The organism is Ruegeria sp. SAZD013, from assembly GCF_059612525.1.
The window spans coordinates 147145-171045 of record NZ_JBXWQT010000029.1 but is presented as its reverse complement, the minus strand read 5'-3'; the positions used below and the strand labels follow the sequence as shown (position 1 = coordinate 171045).

At 60.8% G+C, this 23901-nt stretch carries 22 protein-coding genes; 3 read left to right on the top strand and 19 right to left on the bottom strand.

Features of this window, described 5'->3' with window-relative positions; all coding sequences use genetic code 11:
* Positions 1-37: 37 nt before the first annotated feature.
* The 10 genes from murB to AC2FLU_RS15685 form a co-directional block, all read right to left on the bottom strand.
* On the bottom strand, positions 38-976 hold the full coding sequence (gene murB / locus AC2FLU_RS15730; protein WP_480493806.1) for a UDP-N-acetylmuramate dehydrogenase: 939 nt from the start codon (positions 974-976) through the stop codon (positions 38-40).
* Positions 973-1266, bottom strand: coding sequence for a hypothetical protein (locus tag AC2FLU_RS15725; RefSeq protein WP_209504519.1), 294 nt, complete (start codon positions 1264-1266; stop codon positions 973-975). The genes murB and AC2FLU_RS15725 overlap by 4 nt, the downstream gene beginning before the upstream one ends.
* Before the next feature lie 24 nt (positions 1267-1290).
* Positions 1291-1557: a DUF2484 family protein gene (locus AC2FLU_RS15720; RefSeq protein ID WP_480475955.1), complete on the bottom strand. Its 267-nt coding sequence runs from the start codon at positions 1555-1557 to the stop codon at positions 1291-1293.
* Complete coding sequence (locus AC2FLU_RS15715) at positions 1554-1802, bottom strand: DUF2484 family protein (RefSeq protein ID WP_480516296.1); 249 nt, start codon at positions 1800-1802, stop codon at positions 1554-1556. Before AC2FLU_RS15715 ends, AC2FLU_RS15720 begins: the two co-directional genes overlap by 4 nt.
* A 75-nt stretch (positions 1803-1877) precedes the next feature.
* The gene (murC, locus tag AC2FLU_RS15710; RefSeq protein ID WP_480475951.1) at positions 1878-3287 is read right to left on the bottom strand and encodes a UDP-N-acetylmuramate--L-alanine ligase; all 1410 of its coding nucleotides are present in this window, start codon (positions 3285-3287) and stop codon (positions 1878-1880) included.
* Positions 3284-4381: a UDP-N-acetylglucosamine--N-acetylmuramyl-(pentapeptide) pyrophosphoryl-undecaprenol N-acetylglucosamine transferase gene (locus AC2FLU_RS15705; RefSeq protein WP_480475949.1), complete on the bottom strand. Its 1098-nt coding sequence runs from the start codon at positions 4379-4381 to the stop codon at positions 3284-3286. The genes murC and AC2FLU_RS15705 overlap by 4 nt, the downstream gene beginning before the upstream one ends.
* A complete protein-coding gene (gene ftsW, locus AC2FLU_RS15700) occupies positions 4381-5544 on the bottom strand; it encodes a putative lipid II flippase FtsW (protein ID WP_480475947.1) in 1164 nt (387 codons plus the stop codon). The genes AC2FLU_RS15705 and ftsW overlap by 1 nt, the downstream gene beginning before the upstream one ends.
* Before the next feature lie 189 nt (positions 5545-5733).
* On the bottom strand, positions 5734-7335 hold the full coding sequence (locus AC2FLU_RS15695) for a S8 family serine peptidase (RefSeq protein ID WP_480516294.1): 1602 nt from the start codon (positions 7333-7335) through the stop codon (positions 5734-5736).
* 21 nt (positions 7336-7356) lie between these two features.
* The gene (locus tag AC2FLU_RS15690; RefSeq protein WP_480604449.1) at positions 7357-8514 is read right to left on the bottom strand and encodes a phosphatase PAP2 family protein; all 1158 of its coding nucleotides are present in this window, start codon (positions 8512-8514) and stop codon (positions 7357-7359) included.
* Between the two features lie 28 nt (positions 8515-8542).
* Entirely contained in the window at positions 8543-10366 is a 1824-nt protein-coding gene (locus AC2FLU_RS15685; protein ID WP_496809129.1) for an adenylate/guanylate cyclase domain-containing protein, read from the bottom strand.
* A gap of 839 nt (positions 10367-11205) precedes the next feature.
* Here AC2FLU_RS15685 and AC2FLU_RS15680 point away from each other — a divergent pair.
* Entirely contained in the window at positions 11206-12387 is a 1182-nt protein-coding gene (locus AC2FLU_RS15680) for a BaiN/RdsA family NAD(P)/FAD-dependent oxidoreductase (protein WP_496809128.1), read from the top strand.
* 23 nt (positions 12388-12410) lie between these two features.
* Here the strand turns inward: AC2FLU_RS15680 and AC2FLU_RS15675 are convergent, their stop codons facing one another.
* The 9 genes from AC2FLU_RS15675 to mraZ all read right to left on the bottom strand — a co-directional run bounded on the left by AC2FLU_RS15675 (position 12411) and on the right by mraZ (position 22123).
* Entirely contained in the window at positions 12411-12785 is a 375-nt protein-coding gene (locus tag AC2FLU_RS15675) for a glycine zipper family protein (protein WP_480475937.1), read from the bottom strand.
* A gap of 109 nt (positions 12786-12894) precedes the next feature.
* Positions 12895-14292 carry a UDP-N-acetylmuramoyl-L-alanine--D-glutamate ligase gene (murD, locus tag AC2FLU_RS15670; RefSeq protein WP_496809127.1) on the bottom strand — a complete coding sequence of 466 codons (1398 nt, stop codon included), beginning with the start codon at positions 14290-14292 and terminating at the stop codon, positions 12895-12897.
* A gap of 149 nt (positions 14293-14441) precedes the next feature.
* On the bottom strand, positions 14442-15524 hold the full coding sequence (gene mraY, locus AC2FLU_RS15665) for a phospho-N-acetylmuramoyl-pentapeptide-transferase (RefSeq protein ID WP_480475931.1): 1083 nt from the start codon (positions 15522-15524) through the stop codon (positions 14442-14444).
* 36 nt (positions 15525-15560) lie between these two features.
* The gene (locus AC2FLU_RS15660; protein WP_496809126.1) at positions 15561-16955 is read right to left on the bottom strand and encodes a UDP-N-acetylmuramoyl-tripeptide--D-alanyl-D-alanine ligase; all 1395 of its coding nucleotides are present in this window, start codon (positions 16953-16955) and stop codon (positions 15561-15563) included.
* Complete coding sequence (locus AC2FLU_RS15655; protein WP_496809125.1) at positions 16952-18451, bottom strand: UDP-N-acetylmuramoyl-L-alanyl-D-glutamate--2,6-diaminopimelate ligase; 1500 nt, start codon at positions 18449-18451, stop codon at positions 16952-16954. The genes AC2FLU_RS15660 and AC2FLU_RS15655 overlap by 4 nt, the downstream gene beginning before the upstream one ends.
* 22 nt (positions 18452-18473) lie before the next feature.
* Positions 18474-20261: a peptidoglycan D,D-transpeptidase FtsI family protein gene (locus AC2FLU_RS15650; protein WP_496809124.1), complete on the bottom strand. Its 1788-nt coding sequence runs from the start codon at positions 20259-20261 to the stop codon at positions 18474-18476.
* Positions 20258-20626: a cell division protein FtsL gene (gene ftsL / locus AC2FLU_RS15645; RefSeq protein ID WP_496714764.1), complete on the bottom strand. Its 369-nt coding sequence runs from the start codon at positions 20624-20626 to the stop codon at positions 20258-20260. The genes AC2FLU_RS15650 and ftsL overlap by 4 nt, the downstream gene beginning before the upstream one ends.
* Positions 20623-21615 carry a 16S rRNA (cytosine(1402)-N(4))-methyltransferase RsmH gene (rsmH, locus tag AC2FLU_RS15640; protein WP_480476928.1) on the bottom strand — a complete coding sequence of 331 codons (993 nt, stop codon included), beginning with the start codon at positions 21613-21615 and terminating at the stop codon, positions 20623-20625. Before rsmH ends, ftsL begins: the two co-directional genes overlap by 4 nt.
* A 4-nt stretch (positions 21616-21619) precedes the next feature.
* Positions 21620-22123, bottom strand: a complete 504-nt coding sequence (mraZ, locus tag AC2FLU_RS15635; protein ID WP_496812045.1) for a division/cell wall cluster transcriptional repressor MraZ — start codon at positions 22121-22123, stop codon at positions 21620-21622.
* A gap of 888 nt (positions 22124-23011) precedes the next feature.
* Here mraZ and AC2FLU_RS15630 point away from each other — a divergent pair.
* Together AC2FLU_RS15630 and AC2FLU_RS15625 are read left to right on the top strand one after the other, a co-directional pair.
* Positions 23012-23236 (top strand): DUF1127 domain-containing protein, encoded by a 225-nt coding sequence (locus tag AC2FLU_RS15630; protein ID WP_480516274.1) that lies wholly within the window; start codon positions 23012-23014, stop codon positions 23234-23236.
* Positions 23237-23606: 370 nt separating this feature from the next.
* Complete coding sequence (locus AC2FLU_RS15625; RefSeq protein ID WP_480475919.1) at positions 23607-23897, top strand: DUF1330 domain-containing protein; 291 nt, start codon at positions 23607-23609, stop codon at positions 23895-23897.
* The last annotated feature ends 4 nt before the right edge of the window (positions 23898-23901 follow it).

The following is a 23901-nucleotide window of genomic DNA, read 5'->3' as shown; positions in this document are numbered from 1 at the left end:
GCCTGAATTTGCCTGTTTTGGTCTGACGGTCGGGGCTTTATTCTTTTAGCGGATCACCGACCCGCATGATTTCCCACTCTAGCGTGATGCCGCTTGTTTCGTAAACCTTTTTTCGCACCTCTTCGCCCAGGCCTTCGAGGTCGTCAGCGGTGGCGGTGCCGGTATTGATCAGGAAGTTCGAGTGTTTCGGGCTCATCTGCGCCCCGCCGCGTGCCGCACCGCGCATTCCGGCATCGTCGATCACTTTCCACGCCTTGAGGTCATGCACGTCATCGGCCTGCCCGGTCGAAGAAAACCCGGCCGGGTTGCGGAACGTCGATCCGGCGCTGCGGTCCTTGGTGGGCTGTGTTTCGTCACGCTTTTTCAGTTGCGCTTCCATTCGGGCATGAAGATCATCGGGATCGCCGGACGGGCCTTCGAACGTGGCCGAAATCAGAACGGCGCCTTCGGGCAAGTCGGACTGGCGATAGCGAAAGTTCAGTTCCTCGGTCGTCAGGTCCCGCAGGTCGCCCTGCCGGGTGACAATGGTGGCCTTGCGCAGCACGTCCGCCGTGTAGCTGCCGTAACAGCCCGCATTCATCCGCACCGCGCCCCCGATCGAGCCGGGGATGGTGCGCAGAAAGGTCAGGTCCACACCCGCATCCGCGGCCTTGCGCGCAACATGCGCGTCCAGTGCGGCAGCGCCCGCGATGACCGTATTGCCCTCAACCGAGATGGCGTTGAACCCGCGCCCCAGCCGGATCACCACGGCCCGCAAGCCACCATCGCGCACGATGAGGTTCGAGCCGACCCCCATCGGGAAGACCGGCACACCATCCGGCAGATCGCGCAGGAAGGCCTGCAAGTCTTCGATATCGGCAGGTTGAAACAGGTAATCCGCCGGCCCACCGACGCGGAGCCATGTGAGGTCAGACAGGTTACGCGCTTTGGACAGGCGGCCCCGGACGTCAGGAAGGACAGGGGGAAGCCGTGTCATGTAGTCGCGCGCACCGCCAGGCTGCGCCCACCGACCCCGCCCATGATTGCGGCGAAAAGGAAGGGGAGAACGCCGGCAGTCAACCAGACCAGCGGGCCGAACGCCTTGTCTTCTTCACCCGTTCCGACACCGGCCAGCACGACGATCAGCCCCAGACCAACCGCGGATGTCAGCCCGATCAGCCACAGAAGGCTGCGCAGGCCAAGCCAGCGGCCCGCCGTAAACCCGGCAGCGGCACCCAGAACGAAGGAAACGAGCGGTAGATAGGCAAATGTGGCGATTGTCGCCATGACAGATCTCCTGAAGTTGGCCGGTTATTCTTTGGCCGCCTTCATGCCCTGCATTTTCGCCTTTGTCCAACGGGTCAGATAAATCACCGGCCAGCGCAGCACGGACATGCCCATTGCCAGCACCAGCAAACCGATCCAGGGGCCGTTTTCATAGGTGACATAGCCGACGATGGGAATGCCCACGATGATCAGGATATAGGCGCGCGTCCAGTGGTTGTCGGTACTGGGGATCAGCGCAAGGATGTTGGCGGCAAAGCCCCACAGGGCCGCCAGAGCGATAGACCATGTCATTCCGCGACCTCGTGCCCTGTCCATTTGCGCCAGTAATACCGGATGGGGTTGCGAAACATCGACACGAACCCGGCAAATGCCGCGACCGACCAGAACCAGCCATGGACATACCCAAGCCACACGACCAGCACTGGTGCGCAGATCAGCAGGACAAACCCCGGCGGGAATTGCAGCCGCATCGGCAACATTGCCACGATGGTGGCGCAGATCACCCAAAGCGCTGCAAAGATCATCGAATAGTCCATTCGCCCCTCCGAGGACACGCGACTGCTGCAGTCAGAGTATCACACTTTTAAGTTGTGCGACAAACAAATGACGCGTCAAACAGCTTGTTTTCTTTGCAATCTCTCGGGCAGGCCATTGGCCCAGGCGCTGATCGTACCGGCCCCGAGGCAGACGACCATATCGCCCGGACGGGCCTGTTCGCGCACGAGGCGTTCGAGATCGTCTTCATCCAGCAGCGCACGGGCGTGGCGGTGTCCGTGACGGATCAGGCCCTGCACCAGATCGTCGCGCGAGGCACCTTCGATCGGGTCTTCGCCAGCGGCAAAAACCTCGGCAATCGCCACAACATCGGCGTCGTTGAAGCAGGTGCAGAAATCATCAAACAGGTTGGACAGTCGGGAATAGCGGTGCGGCTGATGCACCGCAATCACGCGGCCTTCGGTCGCCTGACGGGCGGCCTTGAGAACGGCGGCGATTTCGACCGGGTGGTGGCCGTAATCGTCGATGATGGTGACACCGTCGATTTCTCCGACCTTTGTAAAGCGACGGTTGACGCCGCCGAAATTGGCCAGCGCATCGCGGATTTCCGCAGCTTTCATGCCCAGATGGCGGGCGACAGCCACAGCGGACAGCGCGTTTGAGACGTTGTGATCGCCGGGCATCGGCAGGGTGCAGCCTTCGATCATCTTGTCTTCGTATTGCAGGTGGATGTCGAAATGCGCCACGCCGCCCTTATAGGTCAGGTTCACAGCCCGCACATCCGCCTGCGCGTTGAACCCATAGGTGCGCACGCGGCGGTCGGTGATGCGGCCGACAAGGGCCTGAACCTCGGCATGATCGGTGCAGCAGACGGCCAGACCGTAGAATGGCAGGTTCGAGACGAATTCGTAAAAGCCGTCGCGCAGCCTGTCGAAATCACCCCAATGTTCCATATGCTCGGGGTCGATATTGGTGACAATGGCAATGGTTGCGGGCAGGCGGTTGAACGAGCCATCGCTCTCGTCGGCTTCGACCACCATCCATTCGCCCTGCCCCATCCGCGCGTTCGATCCATAGGCGTGGATGATGCCGCCATTGATCACGGTCGGATCGAAATCGCCGGCCACCATCAGTTCGGCCATCATGGTCGTCGTGGTGGTCTTGCCGTGTGTTCCGGCAATGGCAATGTTTGAGCGCAGACGCATGAGTTCGGCCAGCATGTCGGCGCGGCGGACAACCGGCAGCCCTCGGGCGCGGGCTTGGTCCAGTTCCGGGTTGCCCGGTTTGATCGCGGTCGAGACAACCACAACGGCGGCGTTTTCAAGGTTTTCGGCGCGCTGGCCGACGAAAATCTCGGCCCCCAAACTGGCCAGCCGGTTGGTGATCTTCGAGGCTTTCAAATCGGAGCCCTGTACCTGATACCCCAGGTTCAGCAGCACCTCGGCGATGCCCGACATGCCGATCCCGCCGATGCCCACAAAATGGATCGGCCCTACGTCCTGCGGCAGTTTGGTTGCTGGGTTCATGTGGTCTCCTTCTGCGCCAGCTGCTCGACCAGAGCGACCAGACGCTGGGTGGCATCGGGCGCCCCGACCGACAGGGCACCATGGGCCATTTTCTGTGCGGCTTCGGGGTTCGTGAGAACCGTGGTGATTTGCTGTGTCAGCGTGGGAACGTCAAGCGCATTTTCCGGGATCATGATGGCCCCGCCGGCCTGGACCAGCCCGCGCGCGTTGGCGGTCTGATGATCCCCGGCGGCAGCAGCAAACGGGATCAGGATCGAAGGGCGACCGATGACCGAGATATCGGCCACGCTGGACGCGCCCGAGCGCGAGATCACAAGCTGCGCATCCGACATGCGGCGGGGAATGTCATCGAAGAAGGGCTGAACGTCGGCGCGGATACCATGATCTTGGTAGAATGCGCTGACCCGTTCGCCATCTTCATCCCGCGCCTGATGCGAGACACGGATATGCGCGCGAAGGTCTTGGGGCAGCGCGGCAATCGCACCGGGCACCATATCGCTGAGGATGCGCGCACCCTGCGAGCCGCCCATCACCAGAACCGACATCGGATAGTCACCCGGCGGGATATACCCGGCGGCGGCGCGGTCCAGAACCGCGGCACGTACCGGGTTGCCAGTGTGGATGCCATGCGCGCCTTCAGGCAGATCCGTCGGCCAGACGCCGCAGGCCACCTGTGCAACGCGGGTTGCAAACAGCTGATTCACGCGGCCCAGTACCCCGTTCTGTTCATGGATCATCCGCGGAACTTTCAGCAGGGTCGCTGCGCCCAGCGCCGGGATCGAGGGATAACCGCCAAAGCCTACGACAACATCGGGTTTGTCGCGCATCATCTGGAAGACCATGCTGGTGACACCACCAGCGATAATCGGGCCAACCATCGCCTTGGCCGCCAGACCGCCACGGGCGAAGGTGGCCGAGGACGCCTCGACAATTTCAGTCGAATGGGGAAAGCCGCCGGTATAGCGCGCACCGCGCGGGTCGGTGGACAGGCGCACGCGCCAGCCCTTGTGCAGCATCGCCTCGGCCAGCGCCTGAGCGGGGAACATATGGCCCCCGGTGCCGCCAGCCGCAATCAACAGGTAAGGGTTCCCCATTATCCTCGTCCGCGCAGAATATCGCCTAGTTCGCCCTGTGGGCGGTTTCGGGTGAAGGCCAGCAGCATGCCGACGGCAATACCGCCTGCAATCAGCGACGAGCCGCCATAGCTGACGAACGGCAAAGTCATGCCTTTGGCGGGCAACAGACGTACCGCAACACCCATGTTGATCATCGCCTGAACGCCAAACATGCAGGCCAGACCGGTACCGGCCAGACGAATGAACATGTCGCGTTCGCGCATCAGCCGCAGCAGCGAGCGCACGACGATCAGCGCATACAGCGCAATGATGATCATGACGAGGATCAGGCCGTATTCCTCGGCCGCGACGGCGATGATGAAATCGGTATGGGCATCGGGCAGCGACCATTTCACCTGCCCCTCCCCTACGCCGACGCCGAACAAGCCACCTTCGCGGATGGCGTTGGTGGCATAGCCAAGCTGGGTGGTCGGATCGACCTCTTGATTCAGAAAGCCGTCGATGCGGCGGGCAAAGTGTTCGGAATTCGAATAGGCCAACATCCCGCCCAGAACGACAACACCGGCCATGCCCAGCAACAGCAGCATCGGGGCCCCGGCCACGAAATACATGACGCCCCAGCCGAACAGGATCAGGCAGGCCTGACCGAAATCGGGTTGCATCACCAACATGGCCACGATGGCCATGCAGAGCGCAAAGGACCACAACCGCCCCGGAGGACCGTTGATTTCCTGCGAGGCGGCCAGCAGCCATGCAGCCACGACGACAAAGCCGGGTTTCAGAAACTCGGACGGTTGCAGCGAGGCAAAGCCCAGTGAATACCAGCGCACCGCGCCTTTGCCGAAATCCGTTCCAAACACCGGCAGGAAGACCAGAGCGACGAAGGCCCCCAGAAAACCCAGAACGGCCAGACGCCGCACCAAGGTTGGAGACATCATCGAGGTCAGCAGCATCGCGATCAGCGCCAATCCGCCAAAGAAGGCCTGGCGCTCGACATAATGGAAGGGATCGAACCCGTTACGACCGGCCAGCGGCGGCGAAGAGGCCAGCCCCAGCAACAGTCCGATGGTAAACAGGATCAGAACGCAGGACATCGTCCAGCGATCGATAGTACGCCACCATTTCGGTAGAATCGGTTCTCCGCGCTGGTCCTGGACCGCGCCATACACCATCTCAGTCATGAGATACCGCCACTCTCTGCCTCGTTAACGCCCCGTTTTCGGGATCTGGCTGAAAGTCTACATGCAATTTGGCGATCAGGCCAGCCTGTTCGCGGGCAAATCGGGATTTCCCGCCCAAGACCCGTGCCGCACACCCGGACCGCCGGTCAGCCGTGTTGCGACGGCCACCGGGCGGAAGGCGGCGGGCTGTCAGACTTTGGTCAGCAGCAGCGGCACATCCAGCAACCCCGCCACACCGAACAGTTCGGCCCTGGGGGGTGGCGTGTAACCGTTGATCGCGTCAGCTTGCAGGGTTCCTGCGGCAGAGGACCAATACCAGTGGGTGTTGTCGAAACGCGTTGCAGATGTTTCGAGGTTCTTGAAGATGGCTTTGATCTGCACACCATTGAGAACATTGGGCGACTTTCGCTGCATCATCGCGATCGCCCCTGCAACGAGGGCCGAGGCCCCCGAAGTTCCGCCGAATTCAGTATAAAGCCCGGCAGGATCATCCACAGCCTTTTTTCGGGTTTCGACAGCCGCGGCAAGGCTGCCTTCGACATAGCCCCGCGGGCCCGGCACATCCAACGTCACCAACCGTTGAGATGCGAAATCGACAATCGGGATCGCGTCACCACTGCCGTCGCGTTTCAGGTGATGTTTCGGGTTTTCCAGATGGAAGTCAGTGGCCGAGGCTGCATCACGGTCCAGACGAATTTGATAGCGGTTGTATATCTCACCGTCATCCGAGGGGGCGGAAACGGTCAGATCAGCAGAGTAGTTCGAATACCCGGACCGGGTGCCATTATAGTTGACGGCCCCCACCGAGATGATCCCGTTGGTTGGATCACCGGACAAGCTGGCAGGATAAATCAACTCGCTTCGACCGTCATTGCCAGCGGCACAGACCACCGGGATTCTCGTGCTGACCCATTTGATGATCTTGTCCAGCGCCGACCATGCCATCGAGATGTCGCGCGCGTCGCCGTCGGGTTCGTCGCGCCTCGTCTCGTGCAGGCGGGTCTTTTCGTGCGAGTCCAGACCCGGATAGAACGGCTCGGTGCCAGTGGCAGGGCGAAACCTATATCCCGGCCAATGAGCAGGGTTCGCGGCATCGCGCGGAAACAGGATGACATGCGCGCCTTTGTGGAGGGCATAAAGAAACGCCGCAATCAATTCTTCCGGGCTGGGCGAGATCGACGTCGTGATCGGAATAATCCTGCTTTTGGGATCGACCCCGTAATACGCCGCGATATTGCCGGTATTGCCGAATTGATCGGCTGCAAAGCTGGTTCCGCAGGCCAGCCCGGCACAGCTGGTGCCGTGCCCGGCATAGCGATCGTCATAGGCATCGATGTAACGTTTGACGCCAAAACCCGACCTCAGCCCGGCAATCACCCGCCGTTCCTGAGAGGTCAGGCCCGGAATGCCCAAGGGGTCCTGAATGCCCGACAGATGTTGCACCTGTTCTTCGATATGCTCGGCCCCTGCCGCAACAGTCGACCGGTCGATGTATTTGACGCCGAACGGGTGGCTGGCCAGATCAAGGGCGTCGTCCCGAATGACCCTGTCCGCCGGAACCGGTCCGGTGTCCGGCGATTTCAGGTTCGGGTGATGCGGGGCCACGCCCATGTCGATCAGGGCGATTTTCGCCTCGGCCAGAGCGGGACCTGTGAAATCCCAGGTCGCGGTATCGATTTCCGGGCAGGTCTCTCCGTCGGCTGGTAGGGGCGCCTTGACGGTCAAGGCTTTGATCGCGACCAGATGCCAGAGATAGTAATAGCGTGCGTAGTCTTCGTTTCCTGCGGTCATTTCGTCACCTCGCGTTGATCCTTAGCCCAGCCATTCGTCTTGTGCTTCGTCCATCAGTTCGTCCAGAACCTCGGTCAGGTAAGCCACGGTTTTTCTGGCCAGACTTCGCCCGGCGGCTGTGTCGCTTGGATAATGCAAACCGGCCCATTCGCGGTTTTCAGCAATCCGCTGGGCGCGGTGGAACAAAGCGACAGTGCCCGGATGTTCGGGGATCAGACGCGAGAACAGTTCGGCAATCGCGAAGGATTGGTAGGAGTGGTTCGAGGGGTAAGCCGCATGATAAGGCACCGGAAGAAAGGGCCGGATCAGCGGCTGGATAATATTGGGTCTGGGCCGGCTGAAGCGGTTCTTGTAGGTCAGGCCGATTTCATTCGTCAGTTCCAGCAGGATCGTCATCAGCGCGCGGGTCGCATCAAAGCCGCCCTTCTCGTCAATGCCCAGCGGACTGAGATATTCATCGATGCCAAAGCCTGCCTGCGCCACGATTTCCTCGCGCCGTGTTGCCTGATTTGACCACTTGAGCCGCCCTTGCAGGATCAGCAGGTATTCAGTTTCCTTCATGCTTTCGTCAGGCCCCGGTGGCGGCAGAAGATCGATATTTTCCCAGACCTTGCCCAGCAATCCGGATGCGGGCAGCATACCGATCCGGCACAGATCGCGCATCTCGCGCCAGCCGAAGGAGGCATCGCTGCCGCCGACGTCAAAATCGCTGCGGTTTCTGTTACGATTGCGATTTCTGTTTCGGTTCCGGTTTCTGTTCCGATTGCGGTTTCTATTGCGGTTTCGGTTCAGTGCGAATGCCGAAGATGCGCTCATCGCGACAGACGCCGCGCCGAGGGCAGAGCGTTTCCCGATCTCTTCGTCTTTCGCACCTTTTACACGGCTGTCAGACCTGAAGGGGTCGATGAATTCTTCGTTCTGCATGAACTCGGTAAGCTCGCGCAGTTTTTCAATATCCAGCAACTCGGGATCCAGATCATGAATGGCATTGAGGTAATCGATGAAGCTTTCCCTCTGCGCGTCGTAAATGAAATTGTCCAACGCCTTTCGATTGTCCCCCGGTGAGGCACCGAGACCACCGGTTCCGGCAAGGTTCATCAGTTTCACCACTTTGCACGAGATCAGCTCACCACGTCGGACCATCATTCCGAAACCGTTGAGCGTGGACACGTAAGACATAAGTAAACCCCCTACTTTTACCCCTACTTCAAGCGTATTGCGGCAACCCGATCCTGGACAGGCCGCTTTCCATCAGTTGCGCGCTGAACCGTGTTGGCACCGGGAACCGGTCCTGCTGGATGCAGGCCAGCGACATGTCCGGTTCCAGACTGGTCAACCGCTGCAAGGCGAACTCGCCTCGCTGCCGGTCACCTGCGTGCCCGTAAGCCGCAGCCAGATAGCGCATGACGGTTTTGAACTGCGGCTGAACCTCCATCACGGATTCTCCGAACCTGATGGATTTCTCGAACTCGCCATTGACCAGCGCGGCGACGCAACCGGCCCCGTCGAACAGGTGCCGGTATGGGCTGTGCCGCCCGATAAGCCGCGCCTTCTGCGCGGCTTCAACCGCCAGCGCCGGACGATCCGTGTAGCAATAGAGCATGGCGGCTGAATCCCAGCTCATCGCCCGATAAGGGCTGAGCTCGAGCGCGCGGTCGACCAGATCCTGCGCCACCGAAAACTCTCGGAACACGTAGGAGTGCACGTGGGCGACAAGGCCCAGAACGGTGCCGTTATCCGGGTCAGCCTCGACCGCGCGGCGGGCCAGATCGCGCGCCTGCGCTTCCAGCGCGGCATCCCAGGTACCGTACCGTTCGCCGACCTTGAAGGTCGTGACATAGGCCAGCCACGCCAGATAGACCGGCTTGGGATCAAGCTCGTAAGCCGCCAGAATATCGGCCTCGAGCTGGTCCAGCCCCGGCCCGGTCATGGTCAGCAGGTGATGCACGGCGGCAACGGCGGTTTTCGCCGCGTGATGGGCGGCCGGGTCGCGCATGTGACGCCCGTTCAGCAAGGCCGTCAGCAAGGCGTCGGTGGCATAACTGATGAACGACGTCAGCCCAGAGCAGTTTTGACCCAGAAAGTCACCTTGATCGGCCACTACATTCTGGCTCCAGATCACTTTCCTGTCTTCCGACCGCATTGCTGTGGCGGACACTTGCAACATGCTGCCACAGGTCGAGGCGCGGCATTGCAGGAACAGGTCAGGCCCTGCCGACAAAGGTTCCTGCGGGAACGCAATCTGCGGCACCCGGTAATCCTGAACCTCAAGCGCTTCGGTTTCGGTAAGGGATTTGGACAGCTGTTCCGCAACGATGTTGGACACGAATGCCGCGGTTTCGGAACCACCCCCTACATCCGGAGACAACAGACCGATCACGAAATTCGGGCGCGGTAAGGTGAACGACAGCTGTTCTGACCGGAAAGCCGTTGGGTTGGCGGGAACAGGAACCGGCTGTTCTTTTCCGTCCTTCTCATAGGGGACGTCGATTGTCGCGCGTGCAACTTTAAACAGCTCGAGCGAGGCACCGATATTCTTGAGATTGGGCCGCCCGATCGAGTTGAACAGGAAATCCTGCCGCCCGCGCAGCGCATTGCGCACAACGCTTGAGACCAGAACCTCGCCGGATGAGCCGACGCTTTCGATGCGCGCTGCCGTGTTCACGGCGTCACCGATGATCTGCTGGTCAACCTCGAACGTGTCGCCCAGATGTATCCCAATTCGATACCCCTTGGCGTACCGGTCGGGGGCATGGGTCAGGACATCCTGCACCCCCAGCGCAGTTTCGACGGCGGCACGCGCACTTGGAAAGACGGCGCACAGCCCGTCACCGGTCAGGCCGGTCACCCGGCCCCGAAAGCTGTTAACTAGATCGCTGACGCAGTTCAGATCGCGGCGGATTCTGGCCAGCGTTTCAAGCTCGGCCTCGCGGACGGCGGCAGAGTAATCACATGCATCAAGGAACAGGATCGCCCTGAGCCGCGCCTTGGGAAGGTCGCTTGGATTGTTCAAATTCAGATTAATACCCATGATCGTGTCTCGGAACTCTTTAACTTGTTGAAATGTGCCACCGCGAAAACAGGCAGGCTGGCACGCATCAAAGGCGTGTTGCGATTGCAAATGCAGCCGACGGGTGTGAATGGCGCTGCATTGCGCGGGACGGGCCACGGGCCTGAATGGAAATCACGAGGCATTAATCGGCCCGCTGATGAGATTTGGTTTCTAAAATGCGTTAAGTTCAAAATAATAAGGGTTATTGTATTGTTTTAGTGAACTTCCGTCGACATATTTTTATTTTTGCACATATTTTTCGGTGTAATTTGGCCAATTTACCCGGCATCTGTGGCGCTTGGTGCTTGGCGGGCAAGACGGGATGATGCGGCAAGACTTCCCGTTAGGAGTGCGCGAGGGCTGACCCCGGTCAAGTCCTTGGCATTGGACCTTCCTGTTGCCGCTGAACCGGGCGGACAGTACGACGCAACAGCGGCTGACAGGTACCGGAAATCGATTCTCCAAAAAGTATCCGAACGTTGCCCGGCCCTCACCGTTTCTGCCGGTCAAGCCAGTCACCACTCTGTTTGGTGGCCCCACACGTGGCGGGATCAGGTGCCCTGCACAACCTGAACGGTGCCGCATTTTGACCGGACCCGAACGTGGTTTTCTGCGATCTGCGCCCTTCCAGCCCAGCCCCGAAACACCCGCGCAAAATCCCGACAACCAGCCCAAATCGGACCCCACGCAAGGGTGTCACCGCGCTCAAGCCCCGAATTTCCGGGAATCATTCACCTGACAACTAAATCCTTTGCCTCAGGCCCGATGCGCTGGGTTTCACCCTTGTCATCGCCGAAAATCCACGCCAAGGGCGGTGCATGAGGTTCGATACGATCATATTGGGCGCCGGAGCGGCAGGCATGATGTGCGCGGCCCGTTGCGGTGGGCGGGTGCTGGTGATCGACCACGCCAAGGCGCCGGGCGAGAAAATCCGCATCTCGGGCGGAGGGCGGTGCAATTTCACCAATATGTATGCAGGCCCGGACAACTTCCTGTCGCAAAACCCGCATTTCTGCAAATCCGCGCTGGCGCGGTTTACGCAGTGGGATTTTGTCGATCTGGTGAACCGGCACGGCATCAAATGGCATGAGAAAACGCTTGGGCAGTTGTTCTGTGATGGCTCTTCAAAGCAGATCATCCAGATGTTGCTGAACGAGATGAGCCGCGCCGGTGCCGAGCTGTGGGTGCAGACCGCGCTGCGTGATCTGCGCAAAGATGGCATCGGATTCGCGCTGGAGGTCGAGCGTGAGGGGCAGCGCCTGCATCTGACCTGTGCCAATCTGGTATTGGCCACGGGGGGCAAATCCATCCCCAAGATGGGCGCGACCGGGCTGGCCTATGACATTGCCCGGCAGTTTGGCCTGCGGGTGACCGACACCCGCGCGGCGCTGGTGCCATTCACCTTTTCGGATGGCCGGTTCAAGGACCTGTCCGGTGTTTCCCTGCCCGTGCGGCTTTCCAACAAACGCACAAGTTTTGACGAAGCGCTGTTGTTCACCCATCGCGGCCTCAGCGGGCCGTCCGTTTTGCAGCTGTCCTCTTATTGGCGCGAAGGTGAGGAGATCGGCGTGAACCTGATCCCCGAACTGCCCCTGTTCGATCTGCTGCGTGCGCAACGGCAAAACGCCGGGCGCAAGGCGCTGACAACGGAACTGGCGCGGCATCTGCCGTCCCGGCTGGTCGAGTATCTGAGCCAAGTCATTCCGATGTCCGGCAATCTGGCCGATCAGTCGGACGCGAAGCTGTCTGAACTGGTCGCGGCCCTGTCTGACTGGCGGCTGGTACCGTCGGGAACCGAAGGGTATCGCACTGCCGAGGTCACACTGGGCGGAATAGATAACGATGATCTGTCGTCGAAAACGATGGAGGCCAAGGATGTCCCTGGCCTCTATGCGATTGGCGAAGCGGTGGATGTCACCGGGTGGCTTGGCGGCTACAACTTTCAATGGGCGTGGTCATCAGGCCATGCCGCAGGTGTTGCCATTGCCGCCAGACATTAACCTACACTTCCGTTTGCGCGACATTAACCTACGACGTTGTAGCCGCGACCGCGCATGCAGTTGCGCACGATCACTTCCTGGTTCTGGGTGTTGCTGATCGCGCTGGCACCCACACCGACCAGAGCACCAGCGGCCGCCGCGCGACCCAGATCGCTGGCGCTGTTGTCGATAATTGCCGTGGTTGCCGCAGCACCGGCCGCGCCGATGGCGGCAGCGCCTGCGGTGTTGCTGTCCAGCGTCGGGCGGGACCGCGCCAGCGCCTGACAATTGGCCAGATCGGACTGGTAGTTCGGCCCCACAGGCCCGTCGATGATAGGAACATAATTCGCCCCGCTATTGGCACAGGCCCCGGCCAGCGCAACGACGGGAAGGATGGAGAGAATTTTGCGTGCAGACATTTCCGCTTCCTCTATATTGAACTTAAGGTGACGCAACCTCAATTCCAACAAAGTGTCAATCTGACTGAAAAATGTCCACACGTACCGGCAGGCTGTTGCAGGTGCGGTGTTAGCCCAGCCGTTTTTGCACCTGCGCTGTGAAATCGTCGCCACGCTGTTCGAAATTGTCATATTGATCGAAACTTGCTGCTGCCGGGGCCAGCAGAACGGTCTCGCCCGCCTGTGCATCCGCCATGGCCTGCGCCACTGCCGCCTCCATCGTGGTACAAACCTGTGCGTCGGACGTCAGTTGCATCGCAAAGCCCGCCGCCTCACGACCGATAACATAGGCTTTGATCACCTGATCCGCTGCTGCGTTCAGGGCTGCGACACCGCCTTCCTTTTCAAGGCCGCCACAGATCCATCGGATCTTTTTGAACGCCATAAGCGCTTTCAGGGCGCTGTCGACATTGGTCGCCTTGGAGTCGTTGACATAGGTAACCCCGTCGGCCTCGGCGATGATCTGGCTGCGGTGGGGCAGGCCCGGGAACGAGTGCAGCGCGTCTTCGATCACGCGTGGCGCAAGGCCCAGCGACCGGCAGGCCGCATACGCCGCGCAGGCGTTCTGGTGGTTATGGGCACCGGGAAGGCCCTTGATCGCGCGCAGGTCGATGGACCCGGCCTGCCGCCCCTTGCGGTATTCCGACAAAAACCCCTTGCGCGCGAAGACCTGCCAACCCGGCCCGGTCAGCTTTCGCGTTACCGAGATACGGATCACCCGGTCATCCGCCGGCCCTTCGGCCAGTTGGCCAGCAAGAAAGGCACCTTCGGTTTCATCGATTCCAACGATCGCACGGTCCGGGCCGCCTTCGGCAAACAACCTTCGTTTGGCCGCGAAGTATCCGCCCATGCCACCGTGGCGGTCCAGATGATCTGGTGAAAGGTTGGTGAACACCGCCACATCCGGGGTCAGCGCACGGGCCAGTTCCGTCTGATAGCTGGAAAGTTCCAGTACCACGACCGAGCCATCGCCACCCGGATCGATATCCAGGACCCCGCGCCCGATATTTCCGGCCAGCTGCGCCTCGCGCCCGGCTTCGGTCAGGATGTGATGGATCAGCGCCGCAGTGGTGGATTTCCCGTTCGAGCCGGTGACCGCGATGACCCGTGGCGGAGTGTCATAGTTGCTCCATTCCGGCCCCGCGAAGGAGCGGAAGAAAAGCCCGATATCATTGTCCACAGGCACGCCTGCGTCCAAGGCTGCGGCAACCACGGGGTTGGGTTCGGGATAAAGATGCGGAATGCCCGGTGAAACGATGAGCGTGGCAATAGTGTCAAACGCCCCCTGTTTGCGCAGGTCGGCACAGGAGAATCCTTCGCCTTCGGCTATGGCGCGGGTTGTCGGGTTGTCATCCCAGCAGACCGGCTCCGCCCCGCCTGCGCGCAAGGCGCGTGCGGTTGCCAAACCGGACCGGCCCAATCCCAGAACCGCAACTTTCTGCCCTGAAAAGCCTTTGACCGGGATCATTCTACACACCTTCTTTGATTTGGATTTGGAGGCCACACTGCACTGAAGAAAATCACAATGACAAGGGGCGTGTCAGGCTCGCGCTGCGGCGCGAGCCGGGCCCAACAGGTGGCAGGAGGGCCGCAGGCCCACCGAACCTGGCGGGAGCCTTACCGCACCTTCAGCGTTGCCAGACCGATCATCGCCAGAATCAGCGAGATGATCCAGAAGCGGATGACGATGGTCGGCTCGGCCCAGCCTTTTTTCTCATAATGGTGATGGATCGGGGCCATCAGGAAAACCCGCTTGCCGGTGCGTTTGAAGTAGAGAACCTGAATGATCACGCTCAACGCCTCGACCACGAACAGGCCGCCGACGACGGCCAGAACCAGCTCGTGCTTGGTGGCCACCGCAATAGCGCCCAGCGCGCCGCCCAGTGCCAGCGATCCGGTATCCCCCATGAACACCGCCGCCGGGGGGGCGTTGTACCACAGAAATCCCAGACCCGCACCAAAGAGCGCAGAGGTGAAGATAAAGATCTCACCCGTGCCCGGCACGTAATGCACGTCGAGATATTCGGTAAAGTCGACGCGGCCCACGGCATAGGCGATCACGCCCAGCGTCGAGGCGGCGATCATCGCTGGCATGATGGCCAGACCGTCCAGACCGTCGGTCAGGTTTACCGCGTTGGCGGCCCCTACGATCACGACAATCGAGAACGGGATATAGAAGATACCCAGATTGACCAGCGTGTCCTTGAACACCGGCACGGCCAGTTGATTCTGCAACGCTTCGGGGTGGTGCAACGTCGCCCAGAGCGCGGCCAGCACCGCGATGATCACGCCCAAGGCAAGGCGCATCCGCCCCGGAACGCCCTTGGTGTTCTGTTTCGACACCTTGGCATAGTCATCCGCGAATCCAATGGCCGCATAAGACAGGGTCACGAAAAGCACCATCCAGACGTAAGGGTTGTCCAGACGTGCCCAGACAAGGGTCGAGGTCACAAGAGCACCGACAATCAGCAACCCGCCCATTGTTGGCGTGCCTGCCTTGGAAAAATGCCCCTCGGGGCCATCATTGCGGATCGGCTGGCCCTTGCCCTGCTTTCTGCGCAGCACGTTGATCAGGGGCTTTCCGAAGATGAACCCAAAGATCAGTGCCGTCATGAAGGCACCGCCTGCGCGGAAGGTGATATACCGGAAGAGGTTCCAGAAATCCCCGCCATCCGACAGGGCGGTCAACCAGTACAGCATGACAATACCTTTCTCACACGAGGCGCATGGGCGTGATCACCCATCAAGCGCGCCCCCTTGCCCCATTTTGCGCAGACCGTCAACAATCGAGGCCAATCCCATGCTGAGAGAGCCCTTGGCCAGAACAGTATCGCCGTCCCTGACCAGCGACGGCAACCGTCCGGCCATCTCGGCGCTGGTTTCGGACCAGAGACCGCGTTTGGCAGGGGGCAGCGCGTGGTGCAGTGCCCGCATCAACGGGCCGATACAATGCACCTGATCGACATGTGCCATCGCTTCGGCATCGGCCATGGCGGCGTGCATCGCCACTTCCTGTGTGCCCAGCTCTTTCATGTCGCCCAGAATGGCGATGCGGCGTTTGCCTTGTGAGGCAGCGAGTACATCCAGCGCGGCCTCCATCGAGGTCGGGTTGGCGTTATAGCTGTCATCCAGCAGTTCGATCTGCCCGCCGCCGGGCAGAGGAATGCTTTCCCGTACGCCGCGCCCCTTGACCGGGGACCATGCGCGCAGACCTGCGACGGCGTCATCGAGATCAACACCCAATTCAACGCAGGCTGCCAAGGCCCCCAGCGCGTTCATGGCGAAATGCGTACCGGCAGAGTTCACCTCAAATCGGATTACCTGTTCACAAACGGCAGCCTCGGCTTTCACGGTGTTCGCCGCCTGCTGAACGTCGGTCAGCCGGTAATCCGTTGCGCCTTGGCCGAAATCAACAATCCCGGCCCCCTGCCCAAGCGCCGTTTGGCGCAGGATGTCCGCGTGGTCGATATCTGCGTTGACGATTGCCGCGCCACCGGGTTCGAGCCCTTCAAAGATCGCAGCTTTTTCATGGGCGATGCCAGCCACATTCTCGAAGGCTTCCAGATGCACCGCCGCCACGGTCGTGACCAGCGCCACATGCGGGCGGGCCTGCCGGGCCAGCGGGGCAATCTCGCCCGGATGGTTCATGCCAATCTCGATCACCGCGAATTCAGTGTCGCGCGGCATCCGTGCAAGGGTAAGCGGAACGCCCCAGTGGTTGTTGTAACTGGCCACGCTGGCATGGGTTTTGCCTTGTGTTTCAAGGATCACGGCCAGCATTTCCTTGGTCGACGTCTTGCCGACACTGCCGGTCACCCCCACCACACGCGCATTCGTTCTGGCGCGAGCCGCCTGCCCCAATGCCTCGAGCGCCACCTTCACATCATCAACGATCAGCAGTGGTGCGTCTGGCGATACGTTGTCGGGAATATGCGAGACCAAAGCCGCGCCCGCGCCTTTCTCAAGCGCTTGAGCCACGAAATCATGCCCGTCCCGCGCCGCTTTCAGCGCAACAAACAGATCACCGGGTTGAAGGGTGCGCGTGTCGATGGAGACACCATCAGCGGTCCAGTCGGCCGTGACCCGCCCACCCGTTGCCTGAGCGGCCTCGGATGCTGTCCAGAGCGTCATGCGACCCTCCCGTCCAGCGCGGCGACGGAAATGCTGGCCTGTTCGACATCATCGAAGGGCAGCACCTGATCGCCGACGACCTGCCCGGTTTCGTGGCCCTTGCCGGCAATCAGCAACGCGTCGCCGGGTTGCAGGGCATCGATGCCGCGCAGAATGGCTTCGGCGCGGTCGCCGACCTCGGTCACGCTGACGTCGCCCGCTGCCTCGAGTGCACCTGCCATGACGGCGGCGCGGATGGCGGCGGGGTCTTCGCTGCGTGGGTTGTCGTCGGTGACGAAAACCATATCTGCGTGGTTGGCGGCTGCCTTTCCCATCAGCGGGCGTTTCGTGGCATCGCGGTCGCCGCCCGCGCCGACAATGGCGATCAAACGACCCATCACATGCGGACGCAGCGCCTTGAGGGCGGTGGCCACGGCGTCGGGGGTGTGCGCGTAATCCACAAAAACCGTCGCGCCGTTGTCGCGGGTAGCGGCCAGTTGCATACGCCCGCGCACGGTGGTCAGGTGCGGCAGCGTTTCAAAGACCCGTTCGGGGCTGTCGCCCGCAGCAATCACCAGCCCGCAGGCCAGCAGGATGTTTTCGGCCTGGAACCCGCCGATCAGGTTCAGGCGGGTCTGGAAGGTCCGGCCCTGCCACGCAAATCGCAGATCCTGCCCGGTGGCATCGAACCGCTGGTTGATCAGGCACAGATCGGCGTCGCCCAACCCGACGGTCAGCACCGATTGACCGCGTGCCTCGGCGATCCGGCGGACCCGAGACCCCTTGGGATCGCTCAGGTTGATAACAGCCGTGCCATCCTGCGGCAGAACCCGGTCGAACAACCCGGCCTTGGCTGCGAAATACGCTTCAAAAGTCTCGTGGTAATCCAGATGATCCTGCGTGAAGTTCGAAAACCCGGCAGCGGTAAGGTGCACGCCATCCAGGCGGCGCTGTTCGAGGCCGTGGGACGAGGCCTCCATCGCGGCATGGGTCACGCCGTTTTCGGCGGCTTCCGCCAGACAGCGATGCAGGGTGATCGGCTCGGGCGTAGTATGGGCCAGCGGTGCTGTCCATGCCCCTTCGACACCGGTTGTCCCAAGGTTGACGGCGGCATGGCCCAGTTCGGTCCAGATCTGGCGCACAAAGGTGGCAACCGAGGTTTTTCCGTTTGTTCCGGTGACCGCGACAATGGTCTGCGGCATCGCGCCGAACCACAGGGCGGCGGCCCCGGCCAGCGCCTGACGCGGGTCTTCGACAACCACCAGCGCCGCATCCGACACCGCAAGTTCAGCTGCTGCGATTCTCGCCCCTTCGGCATCGGTCAGGATGGCGGCGGCCCCCATGCGCAGGGCGTATTGGATGAACGAACCACCATGAACCCGCGTGCCGGGAAGGGCTGCAAACAGGAAACCGTCTTTCACCTCGCGGCTGTCAACGGCCAGCCCGGTGATCTCGGGGTTTACCCCGCCTCGCGCGGTCAGGGCCAGTTGGCTGAGTTTCTTTGACCTTGTGCCCATGACCCACCTCTTGCCGGACAGCCTAGTTTGAGGTCAGCGTTATAGCAGCGCCCGCCTCAGGCTCAAGCCGGGGACGCAAGCCCAGCAGAGGTGCCACGCGACCAATAAGTTCGGCAGCTACAGGCACCGCGGTCCAGCCTGCGGTGCGGCGTTTTTCGCCGTAAGCCACGATTGAAGGTTCATCCAGCGTGACGATCAGAACATATTTCGGATCATAGGCCGGGAAGAGCGTTGCGAAAGTGGCGATGACCTTGTCTTCGTAATACCCGCCGCGTGGCTTGGGCTTGTCTGCCGTGCCGGTCTTGCCAGCCACGTCATACCCTTTCACCTCGCCAAAGCTGGCAGTGCCATCCGTCACCACCTTGCGCAACATTTTCTGCGCCTGACGCGCGGTTCCCTGCGACATCACACGGGGGCCGTATTGCGGGCCGTTCTGGCGCAGGATGGTCGGGCTGACATAGTGCCCACCATTGGCAATCGCCGCATATCCCGCTGCCAGATGCATCGGGCTGGTTGACAGGCCATGGCCGTAGGAGATGGTCACAGTGCTCAACTCGCCCCATTTCTTTGGCTTCAGCGGCACACCGCCCGTGGCCTCGACAATCTCGAACGGGGTCGGGTCGAACATGCCGAGCGCATTCAGAAAGTCCTGCTGCCGCTGCGCGCCGATCTGCAACGCCAGACGCCCGGTGCCACGGTTCGAACTGTGGACGATCACATCCGCCACGCTGATCTTGCCGTAATTCTTGCCGTTGAACTCTCCGATCGGGAAGCGCCCGATCTTCATCGGGCCGGATGTATCGATGATGGTGTTCGAGTTTACCAGCCCAAGTTCAACCGCCTGCGCGGCGGTGAAAATCTTGAAGACTGACCCCAGCTCGTACACGCCCTGCACATAGCGGTTGAACAGCGGGCTGTCCGAGGGATCAAACCCTGAGGTCGGCGGGCGTGGGCGATCATTGGGATCGAATGAGGGTAGCGAGGCGGCGGATACAACCTCGCCCGTATGCGCATTCATCAGAACCGCCGACGCGCCCTTGGCATTCATGATCTTCATACCGCCATAGAGCACTTGTTCGACCGCGGCCTGAATGGTCAGGTCCAGCGACAGTTGCAGCGGCTTGTTGCCGTTGGCGGGATCGCGCAGATAGTCGTCAAACTGCTTTTCCACCCCGGCCACACCGATCACCTCGGCGGCGCTGACGCCCTCGCGGCCAAAGCCGGAGCCGCCAAGGATGTGCGCGGCCAGCTTGCCATTGGGATAGAGGCGCATTTCGCGCGGGCCAAACAGGATGCCGGGATCACCGATGTCGTGCACGGCCTGTTTCTGTTCGGGCGAGATGCGTTTCTTGATCCACAGGAACTTGCGGTTGCCGGTGAAGTCCTTGACCAGACGCTCTTTATCCAGATCGGGGAAGATCGCGACCAGCTGATCTGCTGCCGCAATCGGGTCGATCATCAGCGGTGGCTGCGCGTAGACGGAATAAGTGTCCAGATTGGTTGCCAGAATGCGCCCTTCGCGGTCGACGATATTGGCGCGCTGCATGGCAATCGCAGCCCCCGGCGCATTGGCCAGCGGCTCCTGCGCCTCGGACGTTGCCAACATACCCATGCGGACGCCAACCACCGTGAAAGCGCAAAAGAAGAACAACCCCAGCACCAGCAGACGCCCTTCGGCGCGGGCGCGGGCGCGGTCTTTCATGTCTTCGTGGCGCTTGCGGATGTTTTCACGCTCGATCGCCTTTGGGTTTTCGCCCCGAGCGCGGGCGTCAAGGATACGGGCCAGTGGGCGAAGGGGCGTGCGTGTCATGGGATCTGCACCTCGCCCAAGGCCTGAACGTCGGTGATGGCCTGCAATTCAATCGGGTCAACGATGGGCAGGTCAGGATCCTCGGCAAAGGCAATCTGATCGGCGCGCCCGAACTGTTCGGCCCGCAGAGGCAGCAGACCAAGACGTTCAAAATTCAGGTCTGCCAGCTCTCGCAGCCGGTCGGGGCGGTTCAAATAGGCCCATTCGGCGTTCAGGACCGCCAGCCGCACCTGCGCCATGCCGATCTCGCGTTGCAGGGATTGCGTTTCCTTCACCACCTGTTGGGTGCGATAATTCTCCTGATAGGCCCAAAGCGCCAATCCGAACACGGACAGGGCAGTCAACACATACAAAACACTCTTCATCTTGCCCTTCCCCCCAGTTGAGGCGTTCCAATGGCGCGGGCCTCAATTTCCCCCGCCGGAGCATCGGTACGGATCGCAACACGCAGCTTGGCCGAGCGCGCGCGCGGGTTTTCCTGCAATTCCTGTTCGTCGGGCCCCACCGCCTTGCGGGTCTTCAGCGTAAATTGCGGCTGGTCCTGTTCCATCTCGGGCGCATAGCGGTTCGCACGCCCTGTCTTGCCCGCGCGCGACTGAAAGAACCGTTTGACCATCCGGTCCTCGATGGAATGGAAGGTGACAACGGCCAGCTGCCCACCGGGTTTCAGCGCACGTTCGGCAGCCATAAGGCCCTGAAACAGCTCTTCATATTCGGCATTCACCGCGATCCGCAGGCCCTGAAAACTGCGCGTTGCGGGATGCGATTGCCCCGGTTTCGGACGCGGCAGGCAGGATTCGACAATCTCGGCCAGTCGCAGGGTTGTTGTGATCGGCGCCTCGGTTCGTGCCCTGACAATCGCCTTGGCAATCCGGCGGCTGGCGCGTTCTTCGCCATAGTGGAACAGGATATCGGCCAGTTGCGCCTCGGTCGCGGTGTTTACCAGATCGGCGGCGCTTTCGCCTTGCTGGCTCATCCGCATATCCAGCGGACCGTCCTTCATGAAGGAAAACCCGCGCTCGGCCTGATCCAGCTGCATCGAGGACACGCCAAGATCCAGTACAACGCCGTCCAGGTCCTGCGCGTATTCGTCCATGCGCGAGAATACGCCGGGCTGCATCACCAGCCGGTCGCCGTAATCCTGCGCCCAATCTGCCGCCATTTCAAAGGCCAGCGGATCTCGGTCTACACCGATAACCTTGTCCGCCCCGGCCTCCAACAGCCCGCGCGTGTAGCCGCCCGCGCCAAACGTGCCGTCCAGCCAGATGCCAGTGACCGGCGCAACCGCAGCCAGCAAGGGGCGCAGCAGAACGGGAATATGTGGTTTTTCTGATGAGGACGCAGCGCCGGCCATGCCGTTACGCATCCCCGGTGCCATCTAGGAACTGCATCGGATCAAAATCGTCAGGCAGATCATCCATCCATTCTTCGGTCTTGGCCAGTTCCTCGACCTCGTAGGTCTCGGGTTTCCAGATCTGAAAGGTGTCACCTGCGGCAATAAAGAACGCCTCTCCTTCCAGACTGATCTTGCTGCGCAGCTTGGCGGGCAGCACAAGACGCCCGGTTTCGTCCACGTTGGTCGGGAAGGACTGACCGTGGAACATGCGCTGCAACATCCGCCGCTGCATCGAGCCACGCGGCAAGGCATCGATCTTGGCATCAACCTCGTCAATCGCCTGCATGGTATAACATTCAAGGAACTTGCGGCGATGGTCGCCATAGACAATCACCAGTTCAGGGTTGTCACCGGGCTGCCAGTTGGGATCGGACGATTCAAGCACACGGCGAAACGAGGCCGGGATCGACACCCTGCCCTTCGTATCCACCTTGTGGTGGCTCTCACCTCTAAACCTGCGCGCCAAGACGACTGTCCCTTTCGCTTGCGCCCCACCTTGAATTCACGGCCCCCCCGGATGAAAAACGGCGGGTTGATCTGCTGCCACTGATCAACCCGCCGCATTGACCCGCTAAGCGGGATGTCCAGCTGCGCGCGCCACCTGGGGGGATGTCTGCTCGCCCGCGCGCCGGATCTCTTGGTTGATGAAAGCGAGATGCCTGTATGAAACCTGAATATTTTTGGTCGGGGTCGTTTGGTGCCCCTGCTGCCTCGTCCTCATCGGATGCATTAGGGATGACATGGGAATTCATGGAAATCAATAGGAAACTTGCGCAGCGTGTCATGAGGAACACGGCCAGAGCGGAATATCATTGAAGGATTCGAGTCCTATGACACCAGTTTTAGCGGATGATGAAAAACCCACCCCTATATATAGAAAATTCTGCGGCCGAATTTTTTCCCGCGATTTCCCAAGAAATTTGCCTGCTTTTCTTTTGGACTGGAAATATTAGCCCCAAATGCACAATCAGCCCTTCGAATCGTTCAGAATTTCGGATCGCTTTCCGGCAATCTCCCCCACGCGACCACATCGCCCCATGATTTCCCACGAGCGATTTACCCATGCCTTGTCAACATCAGAACGGATATGTTTTGCCCATTTTCCCGCCGAGCGCGCTCAATTCAAAGGCAGGCCGCCGTGAAGAGCCAGATGTCGCCGCAAAAGCTGACCTAGGGTCGACCCCATATTTTCAAGGCGCATCGCGGCAGGAAGAAAAAACTGAGCCAATCTATGCATTTGCTGCATAGCAGCATTGATGTCGTGACCTATTGTGCAATTGCAGCATTTGCCTATCTTCAGTCTCAAGCAAGGGCCGGACGATACCGGCAAGACAAAAAGATACGGATGATGAGCATGGCAGTCGCAAGCACGCATACAGCAGTAAAGAACGCACCGGCGTTTGGTTTTGGCGCAGTTTTGGAAAACGCAAAGACCCGGTTCGTGCGCTATCGCCTGTACCGCCAGACCGTCAATGAACTGTCCGCTCTGTCGAACCGCGAGCTAGCCGATCTTGGCCTGCACCGCTCGATGATCCGCCGCGTTGCCATGCAGGCAGCGAGCGAACAATCCGCGCGATAAGCGCAACAAGCATACTGAGATCAGGCCCTTCCTCCTCCCTTAGGGTCTGTAATCAGCGGCAGCGTCTCCCTCCTCCCTGACGTTGCCGCACCTTATACCGGCCTCAACCTGCCGGACACGGATACATCGGGGCTTCCTCCTCCCTGCCTTGATGTTGAAAGCGCGCGGCGATGTCTTCCTCCTCCCTGACATCGCCGCGTCTTCCTCATACCGGGTTCAAACCCGGGTTCGCATACATCAGGGCTCTCCTCCTCCCTGCTCTGATGTTGACAAGACGGCGGTTCCCTTTCCTCCTCCCTGGGAACCGCCGTTTTTTGTTTTTCAGACACTGGTGTAGGATGGCATCCTGACTTCTGATGCGGAGGACGCCATGGCCGCCTATTTCATTGCGCAGATCAACATTCACGACCCCGACGGGTACCAGGGCTATCTGGCAGGTTTCATGCCGATCTTCGACCGCCACGGCGGTCGCCTGCTGACGGTCTCATCCAAACCGGTCGAACGGATCGAAGGCGATTGGCCAGAAGGCGGGATTGTGTTGATGGAGTTTCCGGATCTTGCAGCGGCGAAAGCCTGGAAGGACGACCCGGATTACATCGAACTGGCGAAGATCCGAAAGGCCACCGCAACCACCAATCTGGTTCTGGTCGACGGGATATGACGCC